At 65.0% G+C, this 20,557-nt stretch carries 18 protein-coding genes; 5 read left to right on the top strand and 13 right to left on the bottom strand.

Annotated elements, in window-relative coordinates; all coding sequences use genetic code 11:
* Both RAD04_RS28285 and RAD04_RS28280 read right to left on the bottom strand, forming a co-directional pair.
* Positions 1-1,440, bottom strand: a complete 1,440-nt coding sequence (locus RAD04_RS28285) for an FAD-binding oxidoreductase (RefSeq protein WP_461626416.1) — start codon at positions 1,438-1,440, stop codon at positions 1-3.
* 27 nt (positions 1,441-1,467) lie between these two features.
* Positions 1,468-2,391, bottom strand: a complete 924-nt coding sequence (locus RAD04_RS28280; RefSeq protein ID WP_461626415.1) for a dihydrodipicolinate synthase family protein — start codon at positions 2,389-2,391, stop codon at positions 1,468-1,470.
* Positions 2,392-2,495: 104 nt separating this feature from the next.
* On the opposite strand from RAD04_RS28280, the gene RAD04_RS28275 reads away from it, so the two are divergent.
* Entirely contained in the window at positions 2,496-3,347 is an 852-nt protein-coding gene (locus tag RAD04_RS28275; protein ID WP_461626414.1) for an IclR family transcriptional regulator, read from the top strand.
* A 133-nt stretch (positions 3,348-3,480) separates the two neighbouring features.
* Positions 3,481-4,212: a DUF3750 domain-containing protein gene (locus tag RAD04_RS28270; protein WP_461626413.1), complete on the top strand. Its 732-nt coding sequence runs from the start codon at positions 3,481-3,483 to the stop codon at positions 4,210-4,212.
* A gap of 40 nt (positions 4,213-4,252) precedes the next feature.
* Here RAD04_RS28270 and rnz read toward each other — a convergent pair whose 3' ends face one another.
* From rnz to RAD04_RS28250, 4 genes are read right to left on the bottom strand one after another with little or no spacing between them, the layout of a single operon-like run.
* Complete coding sequence (rnz, locus tag RAD04_RS28265) at positions 4,253-5,158, bottom strand: ribonuclease Z (RefSeq protein WP_461626505.1); 906 nt, start codon at positions 5,156-5,158, stop codon at positions 4,253-4,255.
* A 52-nt stretch (positions 5,159-5,210) separates the two neighbouring features.
* The gene (locus tag RAD04_RS28260) at positions 5,211-6,194 is read right to left on the bottom strand and encodes an antibiotic biosynthesis monooxygenase (protein WP_461626412.1); all 984 of its coding nucleotides are present in this window, start codon (positions 6,192-6,194) and stop codon (positions 5,211-5,213) included.
* Between the two features lie 14 nt (positions 6,195-6,208).
* Positions 6,209-7,606 carry a guanine deaminase gene (guaD, locus tag RAD04_RS28255; protein WP_461626411.1) on the bottom strand — a complete coding sequence of 466 codons (1,398 nt, stop codon included), beginning with the start codon at positions 7,604-7,606 and terminating at the stop codon, positions 6,209-6,211.
* Positions 7,607-7,621: 15 nt separating this feature from the next.
* The gene (locus tag RAD04_RS28250; protein ID WP_461626410.1) at positions 7,622-8,839 is read right to left on the bottom strand and encodes a multidrug effflux MFS transporter; all 1,218 of its coding nucleotides are present in this window, start codon (positions 8,837-8,839) and stop codon (positions 7,622-7,624) included.
* Between the two features lie 442 nt (positions 8,840-9,281).
* On the opposite strand from RAD04_RS28250, the gene RAD04_RS28245 reads away from it, so the two are divergent.
* Positions 9,282-10,775, top strand: a complete 1,494-nt coding sequence (locus tag RAD04_RS28245) for an amidase (RefSeq protein ID WP_461626409.1) — start codon at positions 9,282-9,284, stop codon at positions 10,773-10,775.
* A 14-nt stretch (positions 10,776-10,789) separates the two neighbouring features.
* Here the strand turns inward: RAD04_RS28245 and RAD04_RS28240 are convergent, their stop codons facing one another.
* On the bottom strand, positions 10,790-11,395 hold the full coding sequence (locus RAD04_RS28240; RefSeq protein WP_461626408.1) for a TetR/AcrR family transcriptional regulator: 606 nt from the start codon (positions 11,393-11,395) through the stop codon (positions 10,790-10,792).
* Positions 11,396-11,593: 198 nt separating this feature from the next.
* Between RAD04_RS28240 and RAD04_RS28235 the strand changes: the two genes are divergently transcribed.
* Positions 11,594-12,835 carry an efflux RND transporter periplasmic adaptor subunit gene (locus RAD04_RS28235; protein ID WP_461626407.1) on the top strand — a complete coding sequence of 414 codons (1,242 nt, stop codon included), beginning with the start codon at positions 11,594-11,596 and terminating at the stop codon, positions 12,833-12,835.
* A 181-nt stretch (positions 12,836-13,016) separates the two neighbouring features.
* Positions 13,017-16,217: an efflux RND transporter permease subunit gene (locus RAD04_RS28230; protein WP_461626406.1), complete on the top strand. Its 3,201-nt coding sequence runs from the start codon at positions 13,017-13,019 to the stop codon at positions 16,215-16,217.
* On the opposite strand, the gene RAD04_RS28225 is transcribed toward RAD04_RS28230, so the two are convergent.
* The 6 genes from RAD04_RS28225 to RAD04_RS28200 all read right to left on the bottom strand — a co-directional run bounded on the left by RAD04_RS28225 (position 16,214) and on the right by RAD04_RS28200 (position 20,542).
* The gene (locus RAD04_RS28225; RefSeq protein WP_461626405.1) at positions 16,214-16,942 is read right to left on the bottom strand and encodes a sulfite exporter TauE/SafE family protein; all 729 of its coding nucleotides are present in this window, start codon (positions 16,940-16,942) and stop codon (positions 16,214-16,216) included. The two genes, RAD04_RS28230 and RAD04_RS28225, sit on opposite strands and share 4 nt — an antisense overlap.
* Before the next feature lie 186 nt (positions 16,943-17,128).
* On the bottom strand, positions 17,129-17,365 hold the full coding sequence (locus tag RAD04_RS28220) for a hypothetical protein (RefSeq protein ID WP_461626404.1): 237 nt from the start codon (positions 17,363-17,365) through the stop codon (positions 17,129-17,131).
* A gap of 252 nt (positions 17,366-17,617) precedes the next feature.
* A complete protein-coding gene (locus tag RAD04_RS28215; RefSeq protein WP_461626403.1) occupies positions 17,618-18,736 on the bottom strand; it encodes a helix-turn-helix transcriptional regulator in 1,119 nt (372 codons plus the stop codon).
* 106 nt (positions 18,737-18,842) lie between these two features.
* Entirely contained in the window at positions 18,843-19,961 is a 1,119-nt protein-coding gene (locus tag RAD04_RS28210) for a helix-turn-helix transcriptional regulator (protein WP_461626402.1), read from the bottom strand.
* A 144-nt stretch (positions 19,962-20,105) separates the two neighbouring features.
* On the bottom strand, positions 20,106-20,234 hold the full coding sequence (locus RAD04_RS28205) for a hypothetical protein (RefSeq protein ID WP_461626401.1): 129 nt from the start codon (positions 20,232-20,234) through the stop codon (positions 20,106-20,108).
* A gap of 59 nt (positions 20,235-20,293) precedes the next feature.
* Positions 20,294-20,542 carry a DUF6894 family protein gene (locus RAD04_RS28200; RefSeq protein WP_461626400.1) on the bottom strand — a complete coding sequence of 83 codons (249 nt, stop codon included), beginning with the start codon at positions 20,540-20,542 and terminating at the stop codon, positions 20,294-20,296.
* Positions 20,543-20,557 lie beyond the last annotated feature (15 nt).

Genomic DNA, 20,557 nt, shown 5'->3' with positions numbered 1-20,557 from the left:
TCATGCCGCTCCCGCACCAAAGATCTTGCCGGGATTCATCAGCCCGTTCGGGTCTAGCAAGCGCTTGATGTCTCGCATCAGCTCGATATCGAGCGGATCGGCGACACGGGCAAGCCGGCCACGATTGGTGATGCCGATGCCGTGCTCGGCACTGATCGCTCCGCCCTGCGCCGCCGTCTCGTCGTCGACAATCTCGTTGATCTCGGCCACAAGCGCAGCCGTCGCCTCCGGGTCCTGGCAACGCGCGCGGTCGATCAGGGCGATGACGTGGATGTTGCCGTCGCCGATGTGACCGTGCATCACGACCCGCGCGTGCGGTACCGCGGCGTTGATCCGGGCCTCGACATTGGTGACGAAAGCGGCCTGACGCTCCAGCGGAACGACACTGTCGTGCGAGACGACATAGCCGCTACGCTTGTTGCCTTCGGACACGCTGTGCCTGACAGCCCAGATCGCCTTCGCCTGCGCGAGGTTGGAGGCCAGGATGACGTCCTCGGCAAGGTGCGCCTCCATCGCATCCGCCAGCACCGTGGCGAGCGGCTCATCGAGGTCGACGCCGGCGAGCGTGTCGGTCAGTTCGACGATCAGATACCACGGCGTCGTCAGCTCGAAGGGGATCGTGACATGCGGCACGGTCTCTGCGATCGCCTCGATCTGCGCGCGCGACATGATCTCGAGGCTGCCGAGCCGGTCACCGACCGTGCCGCGCAAGCGCTGCATGATCTCGAGCGCCTGCTCCACGCCCTGCAGTTTCAGTAGCGCCAGCGCCGAGCTGCGCGGCGGCGCGAACAGCTTCAACACCGCCGCGGTGACGATGCCGAGCGTCCCCTCCGCCCCGATGAACAGCTGCTTGAGCGCGTAGCCGGTATTGTCCTTGCGCAGTGCGCGCAGGCCGTTGAAGATTCGCCCGTCGGGCAGCACGACCTCCAGGCCGAGCACGAGATCGCGCGTCGGACCGTAGCGCAGCACGGCGGTGCCGCCGGCATTGGTCGAGATGTTGCCGCCGATCTGGCACGAGCCCTCGGCGCCAAGGCTCAGGGGAAAATAGCGATCGACGTCGAGCGCCGCGTTCTGCACCTCCGCGAGGATGCAGCCGGCCTCCACAGTGATGGTGTTGGCGAGCGGGCTGACGTCGCGCACAGCGCGCATCCGGTCTAGCCGGATCACGACATTGCCGGCGTGATCGTCGGGCGTCGCTGCCCCGCACATGCCGGTGTTGCCGCCCTGCGGCACGATCGCGAGCTGCCGTGCCGCACAGAATTTGACGACGGCGGCGACCTCGGCCGTCGATCCGGGCTTCACCACCGCCACCGCACGGCCGTGATAGCGCCCGCGCCAGTCGACCACATAAGGCTCCTGGTCGGGCCCGGACGCGATGACGTGCTTGTCGCCGACGATAGCGGCGAGCCCGGCCAGCGCATCCTGGAAAGCATCGGACATCGGTTCGCCTCGTCGCCCGGGCTGACTCTAGACGGTGGCGGCTGCGAATGCCGCGGCATCCGCAAGCAACTCTTTCGCTTGAGCCGGCGGCAGCGACTCCAGCGGCGGCCGCAGGCGCTGCCATCCGGCATGGCCGGTGCGCTCGGCGACGATCGCCTTCAGCGAGGCCATCTGCGGGAAGCGCGAGACCAGCTCGCGCGCTTTCACGATGCGCGCCTGCGCCGTCTTGAGCGCCGCGTCGTCGTCGCTATCGCGAAAATGCTTGTAGACATAGGCAAGGTCCCGCGCGACCAGATTGGAGGTCGCCGTGATGCAGCCGGCGCCGCCCTTGCGCAGCAGCGGCAACAGCAACGGATCGGCTCCGACCAGGACCGAAAAGCCGGCGAAGCGCTCCACCATCGCGGTCATGTTCGCGAAGTCGCCGGAGGAATCCTTGATACCCACGAACGTTGCCGGATAAGCCGTTCGCAGCCGCTCGATCAGCGCATGCGAGATCGGCTGCGCCGACATCTGCGGGATGTGATAGAGCACGACCTTGAGCCTGGCATCGCCAATGCGCTGCACAATTTCGCTATAGGACGCGTAAACGCCGTCGTCCGTGACACCCTTGTAATAAAACGGCGGCAGCATCACGACGGTGTCGACGCCGACTGAAAGCGCGTGGCGCGTCAGGGCGATGGTCTCGCTGAGCGCGGCAACGCCGGTGCCCGGCAGAAGACGTTGCGGCGCGATGCCGGCAGCCACCACCGCCTCGAGCAGCGCCATGCGCTCCGCCGCGGAGAAGGAGTTCGCCTCGCCCGTCGTGCCGAGCAGCGCGATGCCGTCGCAGCCCTCATCGAGGAGATAGCGGCAATGCGCGATGAAGCGCGCATGATCGGGGGCAAGCTGGGCGTCGAGCGGAGTCAGCGCGGCGGAAAACACACCATGAGGGTGCAGCGATGGTGTCGACAAACTTCCTCCGATCGTCAAATCAGTTGTTCGGATTGCGAACATTTGTTACTAGCTTGCACCAGTCGTAAAATCAGCTTGCCGCCACGTCAAGGGCGGTGGCTGTCATGGCAAGGCATTCGAGCATGGCCAAGGTCGAAAAGAAGGCCACGAAGCGCAAATCGGAATCGCCCCCGAAAAACCCCAAGAATCACGTCGCGTCCGTCGGCAAGGCCTTTGCCGTGCTCAAGAGCTTCAGCAGCGAAGCCTTTGAGCTCACCCTGAGTGAGATTGCCGCACGGGCCGATCTCGATCGCGGAACGGCGTTCCGGCTGATCCAGACCCTGACCGAGCTCGGCTATCTCCAGACCGTGCCGCAGAGCCGCAGGTTCCGCCTCGGCGTTGCCTGCCTCGACCTCGGTTACACCGTGCTGTCGCACGGGTCGTTGCGCCCGATGGTCGAGCCATTGCTGCGAGATCTCGTGCCCGATGTCGGCGATGCGGCTTCGCTCGGCATCCTCGACGGCGGTGACGTGGTCTATCTCGCGCGCGTCGGCGCCGGCCTCGACCGCCACAAGATGGATCGCCGGCCGGGCACGCGCATTCCCGCCTATAGCGCCGCACTCGGTCATGTCATGCTGGCGCATCTGGCGCGGGACGAGCAGGTCGAGCGACTGGAATCGCGCCCTCGCGTCAAACTGTCGGAGCGCACACTGACCGATCTCGATGCCCTGCTCGCCCGGCTCGATCAGGTGAAGAAGAAAGGCCACGCCGTCTCCGACGGCGAAAACGCCTACGGCCTGCGCACGCTGGCAACGCCGATCTTCGACGCCCAGGGCCTCGTGATCGGGGGATTGAGCATCACGGTCGATGCCATGCGCATGGACATGGCGACCTTCCGCGACCAGGCGCTGCCGCGGTTGATGGAGCTGACCGGCGAGGTGCAGGATCTCGCGATCAAGTCGGGATTGACGAGCTGAGCGATCTCTTCGCGGACGTGTCCCGTGTGACCTCACAGCTGACGATCTGCATTCGAAGATCATTGTGAAAAAGCTTTCGCGACCTATATCCTCGAGACTTCTTCCGAAACCCGATCTCCCCTTGCGAAGAGCCGTGCTCATTTTCTTCCTGCTCCTGTTCGTGCCGATCGGCCTATCGGCCGCGCGGTACTATTGGCTTGGAGATGGCCGCGGCAATTGGCAGGCGGCTGACCGTTCCAGCGCAGGCCTGCTGCCGCCGGCTTCTTCCCATCCCGATGCCCTGATCCGGGTTTATGCGGCCCGAACGGTCCGGTGGCGAAGCATCTTCGCCGTCCACACGTGGATCGTCGTCAAGGAAAAGGATGCGACCAGCTACAGCCGATACGACTACACCGCGTGGGGCGAACCGATCCGGAGCAACGGCTTCGCCCCCGATGGAAGGTGGTTCGGCGCCCTGCCGGAAACCGTCGTCGCCGTAGATGGGTCACGGGCCGAGCTCCTCATTCCCAGGATTCGGACCGTCATCGAGACCTACAAGTTTCGAACCTACGGCGACTACAGCGCCTGGCCGGGACCGAATTCAAACACCTTCGTTCAAGCCGCTCTTGATGCCGTGCCGGAACTTCGCGCGGTTCTGCCGCCAACCGCGATCGGCAAGGATTATCCCTATTCCGGGGAATGGATCGGGCTGACCGCCTCGCGCACCGGCTTCTATGCCTCGCTCTTCGGCTATCTCGGCCTGACCCTCGGCTGGGTCGAAGGCCTCGAGATCAACTTCTTCGGCGCCGTGCTCGGCCTCGACATCCGCCGGCCTGCCGTCAAGCTGCCGGGCATCGGCCGCCTCGGTGTTGCCGCCGGTCTATAGCGCCGGACGAGACGGCGATGGCGATGTTTCGTCGCGACGACTAGATCACGATGTGATCGAAGTCGGCGGCGATCCGGCTGTTCGGAAAGATCCGCGCCGCCTCGGCGAGAATCTCTTCGTCCTCATAGCGTCCCGACATATGGGTCAGCACGAGCTGCTTCACATTGCTCGCTGCCGCAAACGACGCCGCTTCTGCTGCGGTGAGATGTCCGTAGTCCCGCGCGGTCGACGCGTCACGATCGAGGAACGTTGCCTCGATCACCAGCATGTCGGCATCAACGACGTGTTGCGCCAGCCCCTCGGTGGTTTCGGTGTCGCCGATCACGACGAGCTTCCTGCCGCCGCTCGGCGGCCCCAGGACATCTTCCGGATCTATCGTTCGATCGCCCTCGATCACGACTGCCCGGCCTGCGGCCAGCTCGCCGCGCAAGGGACCGTCGGGAACGCCAAGCGCCGCCAGCCGATCCGGCTGAAGGTGGCGGCGAGCGGGGCTTTGGAAGACGAATCCAAAACTGTCAGTGTCGCGATGGCGAACCGGAAAGCAGTCGATGGTGAAGTCACCGGCGTCGACGAACCGTCCTGCAGCCAAGGGAGAGAATTCCACCGGAAGCGGCGCCCTGCCCGCGCCCCACAAGCCGGCCAGCATTTGGATGACCGTCTCCAGCGTCGATGGGCCACCATGAATCATCATCACCTCGGCGCTCTGCCGCAAACGCAGCGTCGAGAACAGGCCGGGGATGCCGAGCACATGATCGAGATGCGCATGCGTCAGCAGAATGCGGTCGAGCCGTCGAAAACCTGCGCCACTGCGCAGCAACTGGCGCTGCGTGCCCTCGCCGCAATCGACCAACATGCGCTGTCCGGCGGCCTCGATCAGCAGGGCCGGATGGTTGCGTTCCGCGGAGGGAACGCTCGCCGAGGTGCCGAGGAATGTCAGGGCAAACATGGTCGTCGCTGTCCAGCGACCGCCCCTCTCCGCGACGGAACGGTGGACGGTCTCACCGTCCCCAATGCCACGTGAGCAACAGCGCGTACAGCCCCATCGACGCGGCGTAAAGCGCGGCAAGAAGTGCATAGCCCGCGATCTGGCGACTGATCGCCGCCTTCGGCGTGACCCACCAGTCGAGTGCCCGAAAGGCGGCGGGCACGAGCCACCAGCCGAGCAACTGGGTGCTGACGAGATTGCCGATGAACAGCGACAACCAGACTGGCACCCCGTGGCTGTCGATCAGCGGCCGGCTGACGAAAGTGCCCCACAGATAGACCACGGGATAAAGCACCAGCAGGACGATGAGGTTGCTCTTCCAGATCAGGGCTGGGCCCTGCTCTGGAGCCCCAGTCTTGCCGGCGGGAAACCAGAAATTGAAGCCGTAGCTAGCGCGCTTCACGTTCATGCCGGCGTTGAAGCGCTCGCCCTCCTTAAGCAGGGTCTGCCGGACGGGCGAGCCCAGCCATGCATTGAGGTTGGCGTCGCTGTCGAACGACAGGATGACGATCCATTCGTCGCGCAAGCCAGGAATCGGCCGCTCGATCTTATGGCGCAGAAATCCCTTGAACTCAGCCTCGGCGGCCTGGATGCGCTGCTGCCATTTGAGGAACGCGTCCTCTAATCCATCCGGCACCTTGAAGGAGATGACGGCCGACACCGCGCTGTCACGCTGAACGCCGGTGTCGGGCAAAATATGGACATCCTCCGAACCGACGAAGAAGCGCTGCACCTCTGTGATCAACCGCGCCCGCACCTCGCTCTGAAGCCAGGCGCGCGCGGCGGCCGGACTGGCGAAGCGCAGGATCGTCACCCAGTCGACATGCGCCGGCGGCTGCGGCGGCACCACCTCCTGGCCGAGAAAGCCGGGCCAGGCCTTGAGCGCCTCGCCCACCTCGCCGTTCCACCGCGCGAACGCGGCAAAGCCATCATCAGCGATGCGGCGCTGGATGACGAGGGCGACCGGCTTGCCGGCTGTATCCGGAGACGTGCTCATCGTCGCGGTCCGCTTCAGCTCTTCTTATAGAGCCGCTTGCCCATCACCCAGGTCTCGTCGACGCAACGATCGTCGCCGACCATCATGACGGCGAACAGCATGCTCGCGGCCTCGTCCATCGTGCGCGGGCCGGCGCCCTCGGCGATCAGCGATTGGTGCCACGCTTGCGCGATCTGCCCGCCATTCGGATCGAGCGCGACGAAATCGGCTTCCTTGCCGGGCTCGAAATTGCCGAGCTTGTCGTCGATGTAGAGGCCCTCGGCACCGCCAAGCGTGATCGACCAGAAGCCGCGATAGGGCGAGAGCTTGTTGCGCTCGGCTTCCGCAAGGTCCTTCCGCGTGGGATCGATGCTGCCGTCGAGCAGCGTGTTGTTGCACATGCCGACCTTGTAGGCGTCGTCGAGCACGGAGATCATCGAGAAGCGGTTGCCGCCGCCGACGTCGGTACCGAACGACATCTTCACGCGATGCTCGGGATCGGTGGCGCGGCCGAGGCGGAACAGGCCGCTGCCGAGGAACAGGTTCGAGCACGGGCAGAACACCACCGCCGCGCCCTTCTTCGACATGCGGCGGAATTCGTTGTTCGAGAGATAGACGCCGTGGCCGCCGGAGAATTTTGGTCCGACCAGGTCGAACTTCTCGTAGACGCCGAGATAGTCCTGGCAGTCCGGGTGCTCGACCAGCACGCCACTGCATTCAGCCGGGTTCTCGGAGATGTGGGTGTTGACCCAGCAATCCGGATGCTCGTGCTTGAGGCGCTGGCACGCCTTGAGCAATTCCGGCGAGGCGCCGAAGGCGAAGCGCGGCGTGATGGCGTAGAGGTTGCGGCCCTTGTTGTGATACTCTGCGATCAGCCGCTTGCTGTCGCGATAGAAATTCTCCGGCGTATCGATGAAATCGGCCGGCGCGTTGCGATCGATGCCGGTGAGGCCCGCGATCACGCGCATATTGCGGCGGGACGCTTCCTCGAACAGTTCCTCGGTTGAAACAGGCGACGAGCTCGTGAAGGCCTGACAGGTGGTGGTGCCGGAGGCCAGCAGCGCGTCGAGGAAACGCTTGACGCCCTCGCGCGCGTAGTTGCGATCCCGGTATTTGAGCTCTTCCGGATAGACCCATTTCTGGAGCCACGGCAGCAGCTGCTCGCCATAGGCCCCGAGCACGCGGGTCTGCGGCAGATGGATGTGGCCGTCAATGAAGCCCGGGACGATGATGCGGTCCTTGATGTGGGTGATCTCAACGCCGGGATGGGCGGCGGCGATCGTCTCGTAGGGTCCGAACGCCTTGATGACGCCATCGGTGACGATCATGAGACCGTCCTGGTGAAAGCGCGCGGCGGCCTGCTCGTTGCCGACGTGCTTCCAGGGATCGTCGACGAAGTCGAAGAACGTGCCGCGAATACCGACCGTGGTCATGATTGAGTCCCTTCCTTAAGTCTGAGTGGCTTGGCGCACTGAGGGCAGCGAGATCGCGAGCAGCATGCCCGCAACGGCGCAGAGGCCGAGATAGAGCCATCCGATCGGCGCTTGTGTTGCCTCAGGCAACACTGCCGCGATCGCCATGGCGCCGCTCACGGCGAGATAGCAGAGCGCGCTGATGAGGCCGCCGATCAGGCCGTGGTCGCGTTCGAACAGGCCGAGCGCCATGCCGTACATCATCGGGCACAGCACGCCGCAGCCGCCGAGCACCAGCGCACCGCCGATCGTGATCGACGCGAAATCGAGACCGACGACGATGCCTGTCACGGTCAGCACGGCGGAGCCTGCGAGAAACAGCGCGAAGGCACCGAAGCCCAGCATGCGGGCCGGCATGACGCGCGCGAAATGGGCGCAGCCGAGCTCGCCGGCGAGATTGACCCCGCCAAGGCCGAGCGCGACGAGGCCGTAGATCGCCGCGGAATAGCCGAGGCCGGTCTGGTAGAAGAACGGCGCGACGACCCCGAACGCCAGCTGCGCGCTGGCTGCTGCGGCGAAGACCAGCACGAAGGCCAGGAAGCCGGGGCGGACCAGCGCCTCGCGCAAGATGCCCGCGGTACGGCGCGGATCGAACGGCGCCCGCCGCTCCGCCGGCAACGTCTCGGGCAGAAGAAACACGACGATCGCAGCGACGATGGCCGCGGCAATCGCAATGATGACGAAGACACCGCGCCAGGACGTCAGCTCGACGATGAAGCCGCCGGCCGCGGGCGCAAGCACCGGCGCGAGCCCCCAGGCCGCGCCCAGCAGGCCGGAGATCGCCGTGAGCTCACGACCGCGATAGCAATCCGCCGCAACCGCATAGGCGACGACGAGGCAGGTGCAGCCGCCGATCCCTTGCAGGAAACGCAGCGCGAGCAGCAGCGAGGCGCTGGTGGCGAGCGCGCAGGCGATGCTCATCGCGATCAGCACCGACAGGCCTGCGAGCAGGACGTTGCGGCGGCCCAGCGTGTCGGAGGCGATGCCGACCGGCACCAGCGCGAGAGACATGCCGAGCATGTAGGCGGTGACGGTGTTCTGCATCGAGGCGGGATCGGCAGCCAGATCCACCACCATCTGCGGCAGGCCGGGCGTGTAGGCATCGAGCGGGATCTGGCTGAACGGCACGACGCACAGCAGGATCGGCACGATCCCCCGCTTCGCGCAACCGGCGTCCGAAGCAAGTGCGGTCATGAGCAACGCCCCCTTGATCTCCGCGGGCCCCCGTCTTTTCGTGCGCGCAATGAGAGGCGCCGATGCGGGTTGCGGATACGCGCGGGAAGCTGACACAACTGTGTGTAGAAACTCTTAGGGGTGCCCGGATCGTCACGGATTCTGCGACCGATGCCAGGGCTCGGATGCGCTCAAAACAAAAACGCGAAAACAACCCCATGCACAGTACAAATCATTGAAGAATATGGCTTGCATGCAGCTCGGACTCTGCCCGCAGACACATTTGACACGTCGGCCAAAACAGGCGCACGGTTACATCATCAGCCGAGGATCAATTCGCCGTTGAGCCGACCCATTAACCTGTCGGAAGGCATGAGCAACAGCGACCACCTCGCGCTCCATCGCGTCGGACCAAGATCGATTCGGATGACGGGGCCAAAGCTGCGGCACAACGGAGTTCGTGATGCAAAAGGGTTTGAACGCAGATGCCGGCGACCTGAGCTACGGCTCGATCAGAGCACTGGCGAGCGCCCTGCACGCCCGCAAGGTGTCTGCATCCGAATTGCTCGAACACACGATCGCGCGCATCGAGGCGCTGGACGGGCCGATCAACGCGATCATCGTGCGCGATTTCGATCGCGCGAGAGCGACCGCGCGCGCTGCCGATGCCGCGATTGGCCGCGGCGAGCGGCAGCCATTGCTCGGCATCCCCGTGACCTTGAAAGAGCCCTTCAACGTCGTGGGCCTGCCGACGAATTGGGGCTTTCCGCATTTCAGGGATTTCCGACCGACCGAGGATGCCCTCGTCGTCTCGCGCTTGAAGGCGGCCGGCGCCATCGTCCTCGGCAAGACCAACATCCCGATCGGCCTCAGGGATTTCCAGAGCTACAACGAGATCTACGGGACGACTAACAACCCCTGGGACCTCGGCCTGTCGCCCGGTGGCTCCTCAGGCGGATCGGGCGCGGCACTGGCTGCTGGCTTCGGTCCGCTCTCGATCGGCTCGGATATCGGCGGCTCGATCCGGGTCCCCTCGCATTTCTGCGGCGTGTTCGGACACAAGCCAAGCCTCGGCCTGGTCCCGCTGCGCGGATACAGCCTGCCGCCGGCACCGCCCGTCCCCGGCCAGGGCGATCTCGCGGTCGTTGGGCCGATGGCGCGCACAGCTTCGGACCTTGCACTGGCGCTCGACGTGATCGCCGGCCCGGACGAGACGCGCGACGGCGTCGGCTACCGCCTCGCGCTGCCGGCCCCGCGCCACGACCGGCTCGGGGATTTCAGGATCCTTGTGATCGATACACATCCGTTGATGCCGACGGGTGACGCCGTGCGTTCAGCCATCGGGCGATTGTCCGAACGGCTCGAGCGTTTCGGCGCGCGTGTCGCGCGCTCAAGCGCGGCGCTGCCCGATCTCGCCGAGTCTGCGCGGCTCTACATGAGGCTGCTGAACGCCGCGCGAAGTCCGCGCCTCACAGCGGTCGCCCTCGCGGAGGCGCAAGGAGCTGCCGCCGCACTCTCCCCCGACGACCGCAGCCTGCAGGCCGAGCGCGCCCGCGGCTGGGGCATGATCCATCGCGAATGGCTCGCGACCGATGCGGCGCGCCTGCAGCTGCAGCAACGGTGGCAGGAGCTCTTCCGCGAGTTCGACGCGGTGATCTATCCGGCAGCGGCGGTGCCGGCCTTTCCACACGACCATTCCGAACCGTTCGACGCGCGGCAGTTGGACATCGATGGCAAGCTCTACAACTACTCCGATGCGTGCTTCATCTGGGCTGACCCCGCTTCCACCTGCGGGTTACCTGCGACCGCCGTTCCGATCGAGCGCACGTCGTCGGGCCTGCCGGTCGGCGTCCAGATCATCGGGCCCTATCTGGAGGATCGTACGACGATGGCGCTCGCCGGACTGATCGAGCGCGAGTTCGGCGGCTTCGTGCCGCCGCCAGGGCTGTCTGCATAATCTGCGGGATGCCATCACGCTCTGTCGGCCGACTGCGCCTCGACCGCCTGCACGGCGACATCAGCCACCTGCCGCAGCGCTTCGCGATCTGCGCCCGAGGATGCCATCACGCCCATGCCGACCGCGACGGCCGAGACGTAGCGCGCGAGCGCGGCGGGGTCGGCGCTTTCCTTGAGATCGCCATCGGCCTTGGCACGAACAAAACGGTCCCGGAGCTGGTCCTCGTTCTGGGCGCGGCGGGCGGCGAGCTCGAACGGGACGTTTTCGGAGCCGGTGCCGCAGGCGATGCCGCCCTGCACGAGCAGGCAGCCGGGCGGATTGGCGGGATCGGTCTGCTTCTCGGCGATGCCCATCAGCATCCGTTCGGCGACGTCCCGGGCGGTGGATGCGGCTACCACCTCGTCCATCCAGACGCCGCGCAGCTTGGTGTAGCGATCGAGCGCAGCCTTCAGCAGACCTTCCTTATTGCCGAAACAGGCATAGAGGCTGGGCGGATTGATGCCCATGGCCTCGGTCAACTGGGCGATGGTGGCGCCCTCATAGCCATGGCGCCAAAACACTTCCATCGCCTGGTCCAACGCCGTTTCGGCGTTGAACTCGCGGGGGCGTCCCATGCGCATGTGCCTGTCTCCTCGGAATCGGCGGCCTGTGTCAGCTTAACGCCGGTCCTATCTATTTGTTCTGGCTTTCTTTTTCTTGTGTCTTCCAATCGTCGCGGTATCGGCGTACATTTTTCTTAGTGAATGGTACATAAGTATCTTGCACTGCGACATCCAGCTCCACATCTGTAGTGAACACTACATATCTGGAGCGCGCAAATGCCCCCCTCCCAACATACCTCCCGTGCCGGCCGCCTTCGCCGCCTTCTTGGCGGCGTCGCCATCGTCGGCACCCTTGCTGTGGCCGGTACGATTGCGACCGGCCACTATCTTCGTTCCGCCCAGGCAACCGCAACGGCCGCCGCGGCTGAACAGGCGGTGTCCGTCACGGTTGCCATGATCGAGCCGCGCCAGACGGCGCTGTGGGACGACTTCTCCGGCCGGTTGGAAGCCATCAACCGTGTCGAGCTCCGCCCGCGCGTTGCCGGTGCGATCCTCGCGACCAACTTCACCGAAGGCGCGCTGGTGAAGGCTGGCGACGTGCTGTTCAAGATCGATCCGGCGCCTTACGCCGCCGAGGTCGACAAGGCCAACGCCCAGCTCGAGGCCGCAAAGGCGCGCGTGGTGTTCACCACCAGCGAGGTCGAACGCGGCGCGCAGCTGGTCGGCAACGCCGTCGTGACGCGCCGCGATTTCGACCAGCGCGAGAACGCCAACCGCGAAGCGATCGCCAGCGTGAAGGCGGCCGAGGCAACGCTCCAGACTGCAAAGCTCAATCTCGACTACACCGAGGTGCGCGCGCCCGTGGACGGTCGCGTCGGCAAGATCGAGATCACCGTCGGCAATCTCGTCGCTGCCGGCACCGCCTCACCGGTGCTGACCTCGCTGGTCTCGGTCAATCCGATCTATGCGTCCTTCGATGCGGACGAAGAGGTCGTGCTGCGTGCGCTGAACTCGATCGCGGACGCCAAGGGGGGACGCGGCAAGCTCGACCAGATCCCGGTTGAGATGGCGACCTCCGGCGGCCTCTCGGCAAAAGGCCACATCCAGCTCATCGACAACCAGGTCAACGGCCAGAGCGGCACCATCCGGGTGCGCGCGGTGTTCCGGAACGAGGACGGGCGTCTGATGCCCGGCCAGTTCGCCCGCGTGCGCATGGGCCAGCCGAAGCAACAGACGCTGGTGATGATCGACGAGCGCTCGATCGGGACCGATCAGGACAAGAAGTTCGTGATGGCGGTCGGCGACGACAACCGCGCGGTCTACCGTCCGATCACGCTCGGCAGCGCCGTCGACGGGCTTCGCATCGTCACCTCGGGCCTGAAGTCCGGCGATCGTATCGTCGTCAACGGCCTGCAGCGCGTGCGTCCGGGCGCCCTCCTCAAGACGGAGGTCGCCGCGATGGGCGCGCGTGGACAACAGGCTTCGAACCACAGCAACCAGGACGTCGTGCAACGCTAGTGCACCCCGTCATCCCGGGGCGCGCATCGCGCGAACTACGGTGCGCAATTGCGCACCTGAGGATCTCGAAGTTACGAAACTCCGACCAGCTCACTTCTGGATTCCGGGGGCGCGCGTTGCGCGCCCCGGAATGACGGCGGAGCTGTCGGAGATGCACAAGACATTGCCCAGGGGCAAAGCCATGAATCTCTCAAAATTCTTCATCGATCGTCCGATTTTTGCCGGCGTGCTGTCGGTCCTGATTTTCCTTGCCGGCCTGATCTCGCTGTTCGCGATGCCGATCTCGGAATATCCGGACGTGGTGCCGCCCTCCGTCGTGGTACGCGCCACCTATCCCGGCGCCAATCCCAAGGTGATCGCGGAGACGGTCGCGACCCCGATCGAGGAGCAGATCAACGGCGTCGAGAACATGCTCTACATGTCGAGCCAGGCGACCACCGACGGCGCGATGACGCTGACGGTGACGTTCCGGCTCGGCACCGACCCCGACAAGGCGACGCAGCTGGTGCAGAACCGCGTGCAGCAGGCCGAGCCGCGCCTGCCCGCCGTGGTGCGTCAGCTCGGCATCGTCACCAAGAAGTCCTCGCCCGACCTCACCATGGTCGTGCATCTGTTGTCGCCCAACGGCCGCTACGACATGACGTATTTGCGCAACTACGCGGTGCTCAACGTCAAGGACCGGCTGGCGCGGATCGACGGCGTCGGCGACGTCCAGCTCTACGGCGCCGGCGACTATTCGATGCGGGTCTGGGTTGATCCGCAGAAGGCGGCCGAGCACGGCCTGACCGCGAGCGACATCGTCAAATCGATCCAGGCGCAGAACGTCGAGGCTGCCGCCGGCGTCGTCGGCTCCTCCCCGAACGTGCAGGGCATCGACCTGCAACTGTCCGTCAATGCGGAAGGCCGGCTGTCCAGCGAAGAGCAGTTCGGCGACATCGTGGTCAAGACCGGCACGCGCGGCGAGGTCGTTCGGCTGCGCGACGTCGCGCGGATCGAGCTCGGCGCATCGCAATATGGCCTGCGCTCGCTGCTCGACAACAAGCAGGCGGTGGCGATCCCGATCTTCCAGGCGCCGGGCTCCAATGCCCTGCAGATTTCCGACAACGTCCGCGCCACCATGGCCGAGATCAAGAAAAACATGCCGGAAGGCGTGTCCTACCAGATCGTCTACGACCCCACCCAGTTCGTACGCTCCTCGATCGAGGCTGTCATCCACACGCTGCTGGAAGCGATCGCGCTGGTGGTGCTGGTGGTGATCCTGTTCCTCCAGACCTGGCGGGCCTCGATCATCCCGCTGCTGGCCGTGCCGGTGTCGATCGTCGGCACGTTCGCGGTAATGCACGTGTTCGGCTTCTCCATCAACGCGCTCAGCCTGTTCGGCCTCGTGCTCGCGATCGGCATCGTCGTCGACGACGCCATCGTCGTGGTCGAGAATGTCGAACGCAACATCGAGGCCGGGCTGTCGCCGCGCGACGCCACCTACCAGGCCATGCGCGAGGTGTCGGGTCCGATCATCGCCATCGCCATGGTGCTGATCGCTGTGTTCGTGCCGCTGGCCTTCATCTCCGGCCTCACCGGGCAGTTCTACAAGCAGTTCGCACTGACGATCGCGATCTCGACCGTGATCTCCGCGGTCAACTCGCTGACGCTGTCGCCGGCGCTGTCGGCGCTGCTGCTCAAGGGGCACAACGAGCCGAAGGACCGGCTGACGCTCATCATGGAAAAGAGCCTTGGCTGGTTCTTCCGCGGCTTCAACAAGGCCTTCACGCGCTCCTCGGACAATTACAGCGGCACCGTCACCAAGGTGATCTCGGGCAAGGCCGCGGTGATGGGCCTCTACGTGGTCCTGGTCGGCCTCACCGCCTTCTTGTTCCAGCAAGTGCCGAGCGGCTTCGTGCCCGGACAGGACAAGCAATATCTCGTCGGCTTCGCCCGCCTGCCCGACGGCGCAACGCTCGACCGCACCGAAGAGGTGATCCGCAAGATGAGCGACGTCGCGCTGACCCAGCCCGGTGTCGAGAGCTCCGTGGCCTTCCCTGGCCTGTCGATCTCCGGATTCACCAATTCGTCCAATGCCGGCATCGTGTTCTCGACGCTGAAACCATTCGACGAGCGCAAGGGTCCGGCCCTCAGCGGGAATGCCATCGCGGCCGACCTGAACAAGAAATACGCCGGCATCCAGGAGGCCTTCATCGCCATGTTCCCGCCGCCGCCGGTCAACGGCCTCGGCACCATCGGCGGCTTCAAGCTCCAGATCGAGGATCGCGCCGGTCTCGGCTACGAGGCGCTGAACGAGGCGACCAACGCGTTCATGGCGGCAATGCAGAAGGCGCCGGAGATCGCGGGCGTGTTCTCGAGCTTCCAGGTCAACGTGCCCCAGCTCTTCGCCGACATCGACCGCACCAAGGCGCTGCAGCTTGGCGTGCCCGTGACTGAAGTCTTCAACACGCTCCAGATCTACCTCGGCTCCTACTACGTCAACGACTTCAACAAGTTCGGCCGCACCTACTCGGTCTATGTGCAGGCCGACGCGCCGTTCCGCGCACGCGCCGACGACATCAGGCAGTTGAAGGTGCGCTCGTCCTCGGGCGACATGGTGCCGTTGTCGGCGCTGCTCAATGTCCGCCAGAGCGCGGGACCCGAGCGCGCGATCCGCTACAACGGATTCCTGTCGTCCGACATCAACGCCGCCGCCGCGCCCGGCTTCTCGTCGGGCCAGGCGCAGGAGGCGGCAACCCGGATCGCGGCGGAGACGTTGCCGCCCGGCTTTGCCTTCGAGTGGACCGACCTGACCTATCAGGAGTTCATCGCAGGCAATTCCGGCCTCTGGGTGTTTCCGCTGGCGATCCTGCTGGTGTTCCTGGTGCTGGCCGCGCTCTACGAGAGCCTGACCCTGCCGCTCTCGATCATCATGATCGTGCCGATGGGCCTGCTCGCCGCCATGTTCGGCGTCTGGATCTCCAAGGGCGACAACAACGTCTTCACCCAGATCGGCCTGATCGTTCTCGTGGGACTCTCGGCCAAGAACGCGATCCTGATCGTCGAGTTCGCGCGTGAGCTCGAATTCGCCGGGCGCTCGCCGATCCGCGCCGCGATCGAGGCGAGCCGCTTGAGGCTTCGCCCGATCCTGATGACGTCGATGGCGTTCATCATGGGCGTGCTGCCGCTGGTGCTCTCGACCGGCGCGGGCTCGGAGATGCGGCGAGCCATGGGCGTGGCCGTGTTCTCCGGCATGATCGGCGTCACCGTGTTCGGCCTGTTCCTGACGCCGGTGTTCTATGTGCTGCTGCGGACCGTGACCGGTAACAAGCCGCTGGTGCATCATGGCAGCGACATCAGCGCGGCACCGGTCCAAGGACTTCACGAAGTCCAAGGACACTAGATCAGGGATATCCCCGACAGGAGCAACAGAACGAGCACGGTCTTGCGAAAGACCGTCTCGTTGACCCGGTGGAAAGCGATCACGCCGAGCGCCGAGCCGGCGAACAGCGCCGGCAGGCTGACGGCAAGGTCGACGAAGACCTTTGGCGACAGGTCCTGATGTCCGACCAGCAGGACGATCGCGAAGATCTGCATCGCGGCGATGAAGGGCTGCACCAGGCCGCGCTGCTCGCTCTTGGGCATGCCGCGCATGTCGCACCAGATCGTCGGGATTGCGCCCGGCATCGCGGTGAGCCCGCCGACGAGCCCTCCTCCAAACCCGATCAGCGCGACCCAGTGCCGGCCGACGGCCTCGCCGGCGGTCACCAGCGTCGGCCGCAGCAGCATATACGCGGCATAGAGCGCGACGATGATGCCGAAGCCACGCCTGAGCAGATGCGTATCCGCGCTCTGCAACAGCGACACAGCGATGGGAACGCCGATCAATCCGCCGACGATAAGCAGCAGACTGCCCTCCCAGCGGATGCTGCGCCGGAGCGCCCATAGATTGGTCGCCTGCACGCCGATGCTGCACGCCATCATCAGCGGCACGGCTTCGAGCGGCTGAAACACCCGCAGCAGGATCGCGCCCGCGACGGCCGAAAACGCGAAGCCCGAGAGTCCCGAAACGAAGGCGCCGGCGAAGACGGCAACGCTAAGCAGAATCAGAGTCGTGACATCAGGCACGGACCGTCCTCCGGTCAATCATAGGGGATTTGCGGAACGGCAACATCCGGGGCGTCTGTGCAGGCCGCCGGTTCGCGCGTAAACGACATTTGCATCGCATGGGCGTGGGATCGTTCCAGAAGCGCCAGCCCGACCAGTTGAAGAGCGACGAGCGCCCCGGTCAGCGCAATCGCGACGATGTTGAAATTACGCGCGCTCGTAGGCGGGCGCGCCGGCGGCGCGCTCGCGCGCATCAGATCCGTGGGCATTTCCTGAAACATCCTCTTGCTTGCTGACCGGAATGATTTCGTTCAAAGGCAATGTGTCGCCGGGCTGGGCCAGCAAGTGGTGATAGCGCTGCAATGCGCGTTGCGCGTCGATCTTGCGCTGCTCGCGGAACACGGCGCCGACGCGAGTGACGATGTCGCGGAACTTGTCGGCCATCGCAAGTGACGTCCTTGGCATAACGACCTCCTCTCAACCTGCGCGAGAGAATGATGAGATTCACCCCAGTCTGATGTGAGTTGCTTCACAAAGAAGTCTGACACGTCGAACAAGAAATCGTGTGACGTGTCTGTAGAAGAGAACGCAAAAAATCGCGTCATTCGATCGAATGACGCGCGATAACTTTCTAATGATGTCTCTGTTTGAACCTGTCGGCGTACTGCAGCGAGGGACCCGCGACGCACGTGCGCGTCAGTGCAGAAGCGGATTGGAAAATCCCGCCGCGAGCTTGACCAGATCAGCCTGACGGGACACGCCGGTCTTGGCGAAGACGCGATGCAGATGGGTCTTCACCGTCGTCTCGGCAATCCCCAGGGCCGCCGCGGTCTCCGGCACACCGCCGACCTCGACGATCGATTGCAGAACCCTCAGTTCCGCGGGCGTCAGTTCGAAGGTGCGGTCGATCAGGCCGGCACATGAGCGGCTGTCGAGTTCCGCCTTCCAGACCAGCAAGGCTCCGACGGCCGAGGTGCGCTCCGTCGCACCATCGCGCAGCAGCGAGGGCAGCGCAATTACGTGCGCGACGTAGTGCGAACCGTCATGCGCCGTCAGAGAAATATTTCGACCTTCGGCCGCAGCCAGAGCCACCTCGCCCGGATCGCGGAAGATCTTGCGCAGGGCCAGATTGGCTTCGGAGGATCTCGTCACCAGCCGGCCGGAGATCGAGCGCAGGACATCGTCCGCGGCCAGGATCGTCTCGGCCGCCGGATTGCTGTGGACGATTCGGCAGGCTGCATCGAGCAGGATGACGCCGGCATTCAGACGATCCACGACGTCGGCCAGCGCGGTCGCGCGTTGCTGCTTCCGCTCGATCGCGCGGTTGATCATCAGCGCCCGGCTCGCATGCGGGACCAGGAACTGCATGCGCGCGCGCTGCTCGGCGCCCAGCATCTCCCTGCCCGGGATGACGGTCAGCAACATCGGGCACGGAGACTTCGACTGTTCCAGCACCACATTGGCGACGTCGATGCAGCCTTGGGGCCGCAGCCATTCCTGATAGAAGCGCCCGCGGCGGTATTCGTCGAAATTCACGAGGTCCGGAATGTTGCGCACCTCGCCGTACCCAGGAAGCCGGGCGAGCGGATCGTACCGGGAGTAGGTTTCGGAATAGAGCTGGATGTAGTGCGGGTCTACTCCGCAATAATAGTGGGTCGCCCCGGACTTGCTGACCGTATCCTTCGAAATCAGGCCGCAGGCCTGGCTGCCGATGAACGCATTGAGCATGACGACGACGTCGCTCCACAACTCAGGGTGGAGCCCGGCATCATAGATGCTCTCGATCAGCTCGGAATGTCTTGGAGGTCGGGGCATCGGAAGAGCCAATGGTCAAAGTCGGAGATTTGCGGAATGTTCTCCGCGCCTAGCGGCTCCTGTGAGTCTGTCGCGGGAGAAAAAGGTTCAACGCCGACGGCGATCTTCAGTGGACGAGCGGATTGGCAAATCCCGCCGCGAGCCTGACGAGATCGGCCTGCCGGGACACGCCGGTCTTGGCGAAGACGCGATGCAGATGCGTTTTCACGGTCGTCTCCGCGATACCGAGCGTGGCCGCCGTCTCCGGGACACCGCCGACCTCGACGATCGACAGGAACACGCGGAGCTCCGCCGGCGTCAGCTCGAAAGTTCGCGCGATCAATTCACCGCAGGATTGTCCACCGAGCGCCACCTTGCGCACAAGCAGCGCACCGGCGGCATCGACCACGCGCTCGCCGCCGTTGCGCAGCAAGGACGACAACGGCAGCATGTGAGCGACGTAGCGCTCGCCGGTGGCGGACAACAGCGGAATCGCATGGCCGCCTGCGGCCAGCACTGCACCGTCGCGATGGTCCGCAAACGCCTTGCGCAGGCTCTGATTGGCTTCAGCGCTGCTGGTCACGAGTTGCCCGGCAACGGACCGCACCACGTCATCGGCCGCGAGCAGGAGCTGACCGGCCGAATTCGCATGCACCAGGCGGCAGAGGCCGTCGAGCAGGAAGATCCCGACCGTCAAACTGTCGAGCACGTCCGCCAGTGCCGTCGCCAGCGTCAGTTGCGCGGTCATGGCGCGGTTGATCAGCAGCGCGCGGCTGGCGTGCGGCACCAGCAGCGAGAGGCGCTGCTTCATGCCCGGGTCAACCATGCGGCGGCCCGACAGCACGGTCATCATCACCGGGCAGCTCGCATTCGACATCTCGAGCACGACGTTGGCCGCGTCGCTGCACCCCTGCGGCTGCATCCATTCCTGGTAGAAGCGCCCGCGCCGGTACTCTTCGAAATTGACGAGATCCGGAATGCTCACAATCCGGCCGTGTGGCGGCAGCACCGTCAGCGGATCGAACTTCGAATGGGTCTCGGCATAGAGCTGGATGTAGTGCGGGTCCGCTCCGCAATAGTAATGCGTGACACCGGATTTGCTGATCGAATCCTTCGAGAACAGCCCGCACGCCTGGCCGCCGACGAAATCCCGGATGCCGGCCACCGCGTTATTCCACAGCGAAGGATCGAGCCCGGCATCGTAGATGGACTCGACGAGATCTGGCAGCTTTTGCGATCCGTGCATGGCTCAAAATGGCACTGAATGATCAATGCCGGGGAGCATAACACAACCGTAGCATGCGACATCCTCCGATCGGAGGAGGCGCCGGCCGGGCGGATGGTGCCCGGCCGGCGGCATCGCGTTTGAGCCGCCAGCGCTGATGCCGGCTCAGAACGCGACGCGAACGCCACCCTTGGCCGTGCCGGTGCGGCTCTGGTCGGACATCATCATGCCCTCGACCGCGCCGAACACGGACAAATTGGCCCCGGTGCGGTAGTCGAAGCCGACGCCGGCCACTGCGCCGATGAATGCGCCTCGCGTCGAACTGGCGCAGACTTGCTACACCGAAGCGGCACTCACGCCTGGTCCCAGCCCTGCTTCTCGGCGCACTCCGACCAGACCGGGGCGCGATAGATTTCGCGGCCGCTGTTGTCTCTAACGCGGATCCAGGCGTCGCGGTCACGCAGATCATCACGCCAGACGAACAGATGGTTTGCCATCTCGTTGGCCACCACGAATGTCGCTTCCGCACATTCGAACACCATGCCGCCCGGGTCGATCTTCGCGATGTTGCCGACCAGGAGGTCGAAAAAGAAACGGCGCATTCAATACTCCGGCTG

The organism is Bradyrhizobium sp. 25ACV (assembly GCF_054863005.1).
Note: the sequence above shows the minus strand (reverse complement) of the source record. Positions and strands in the feature narration are given on the sequence as shown.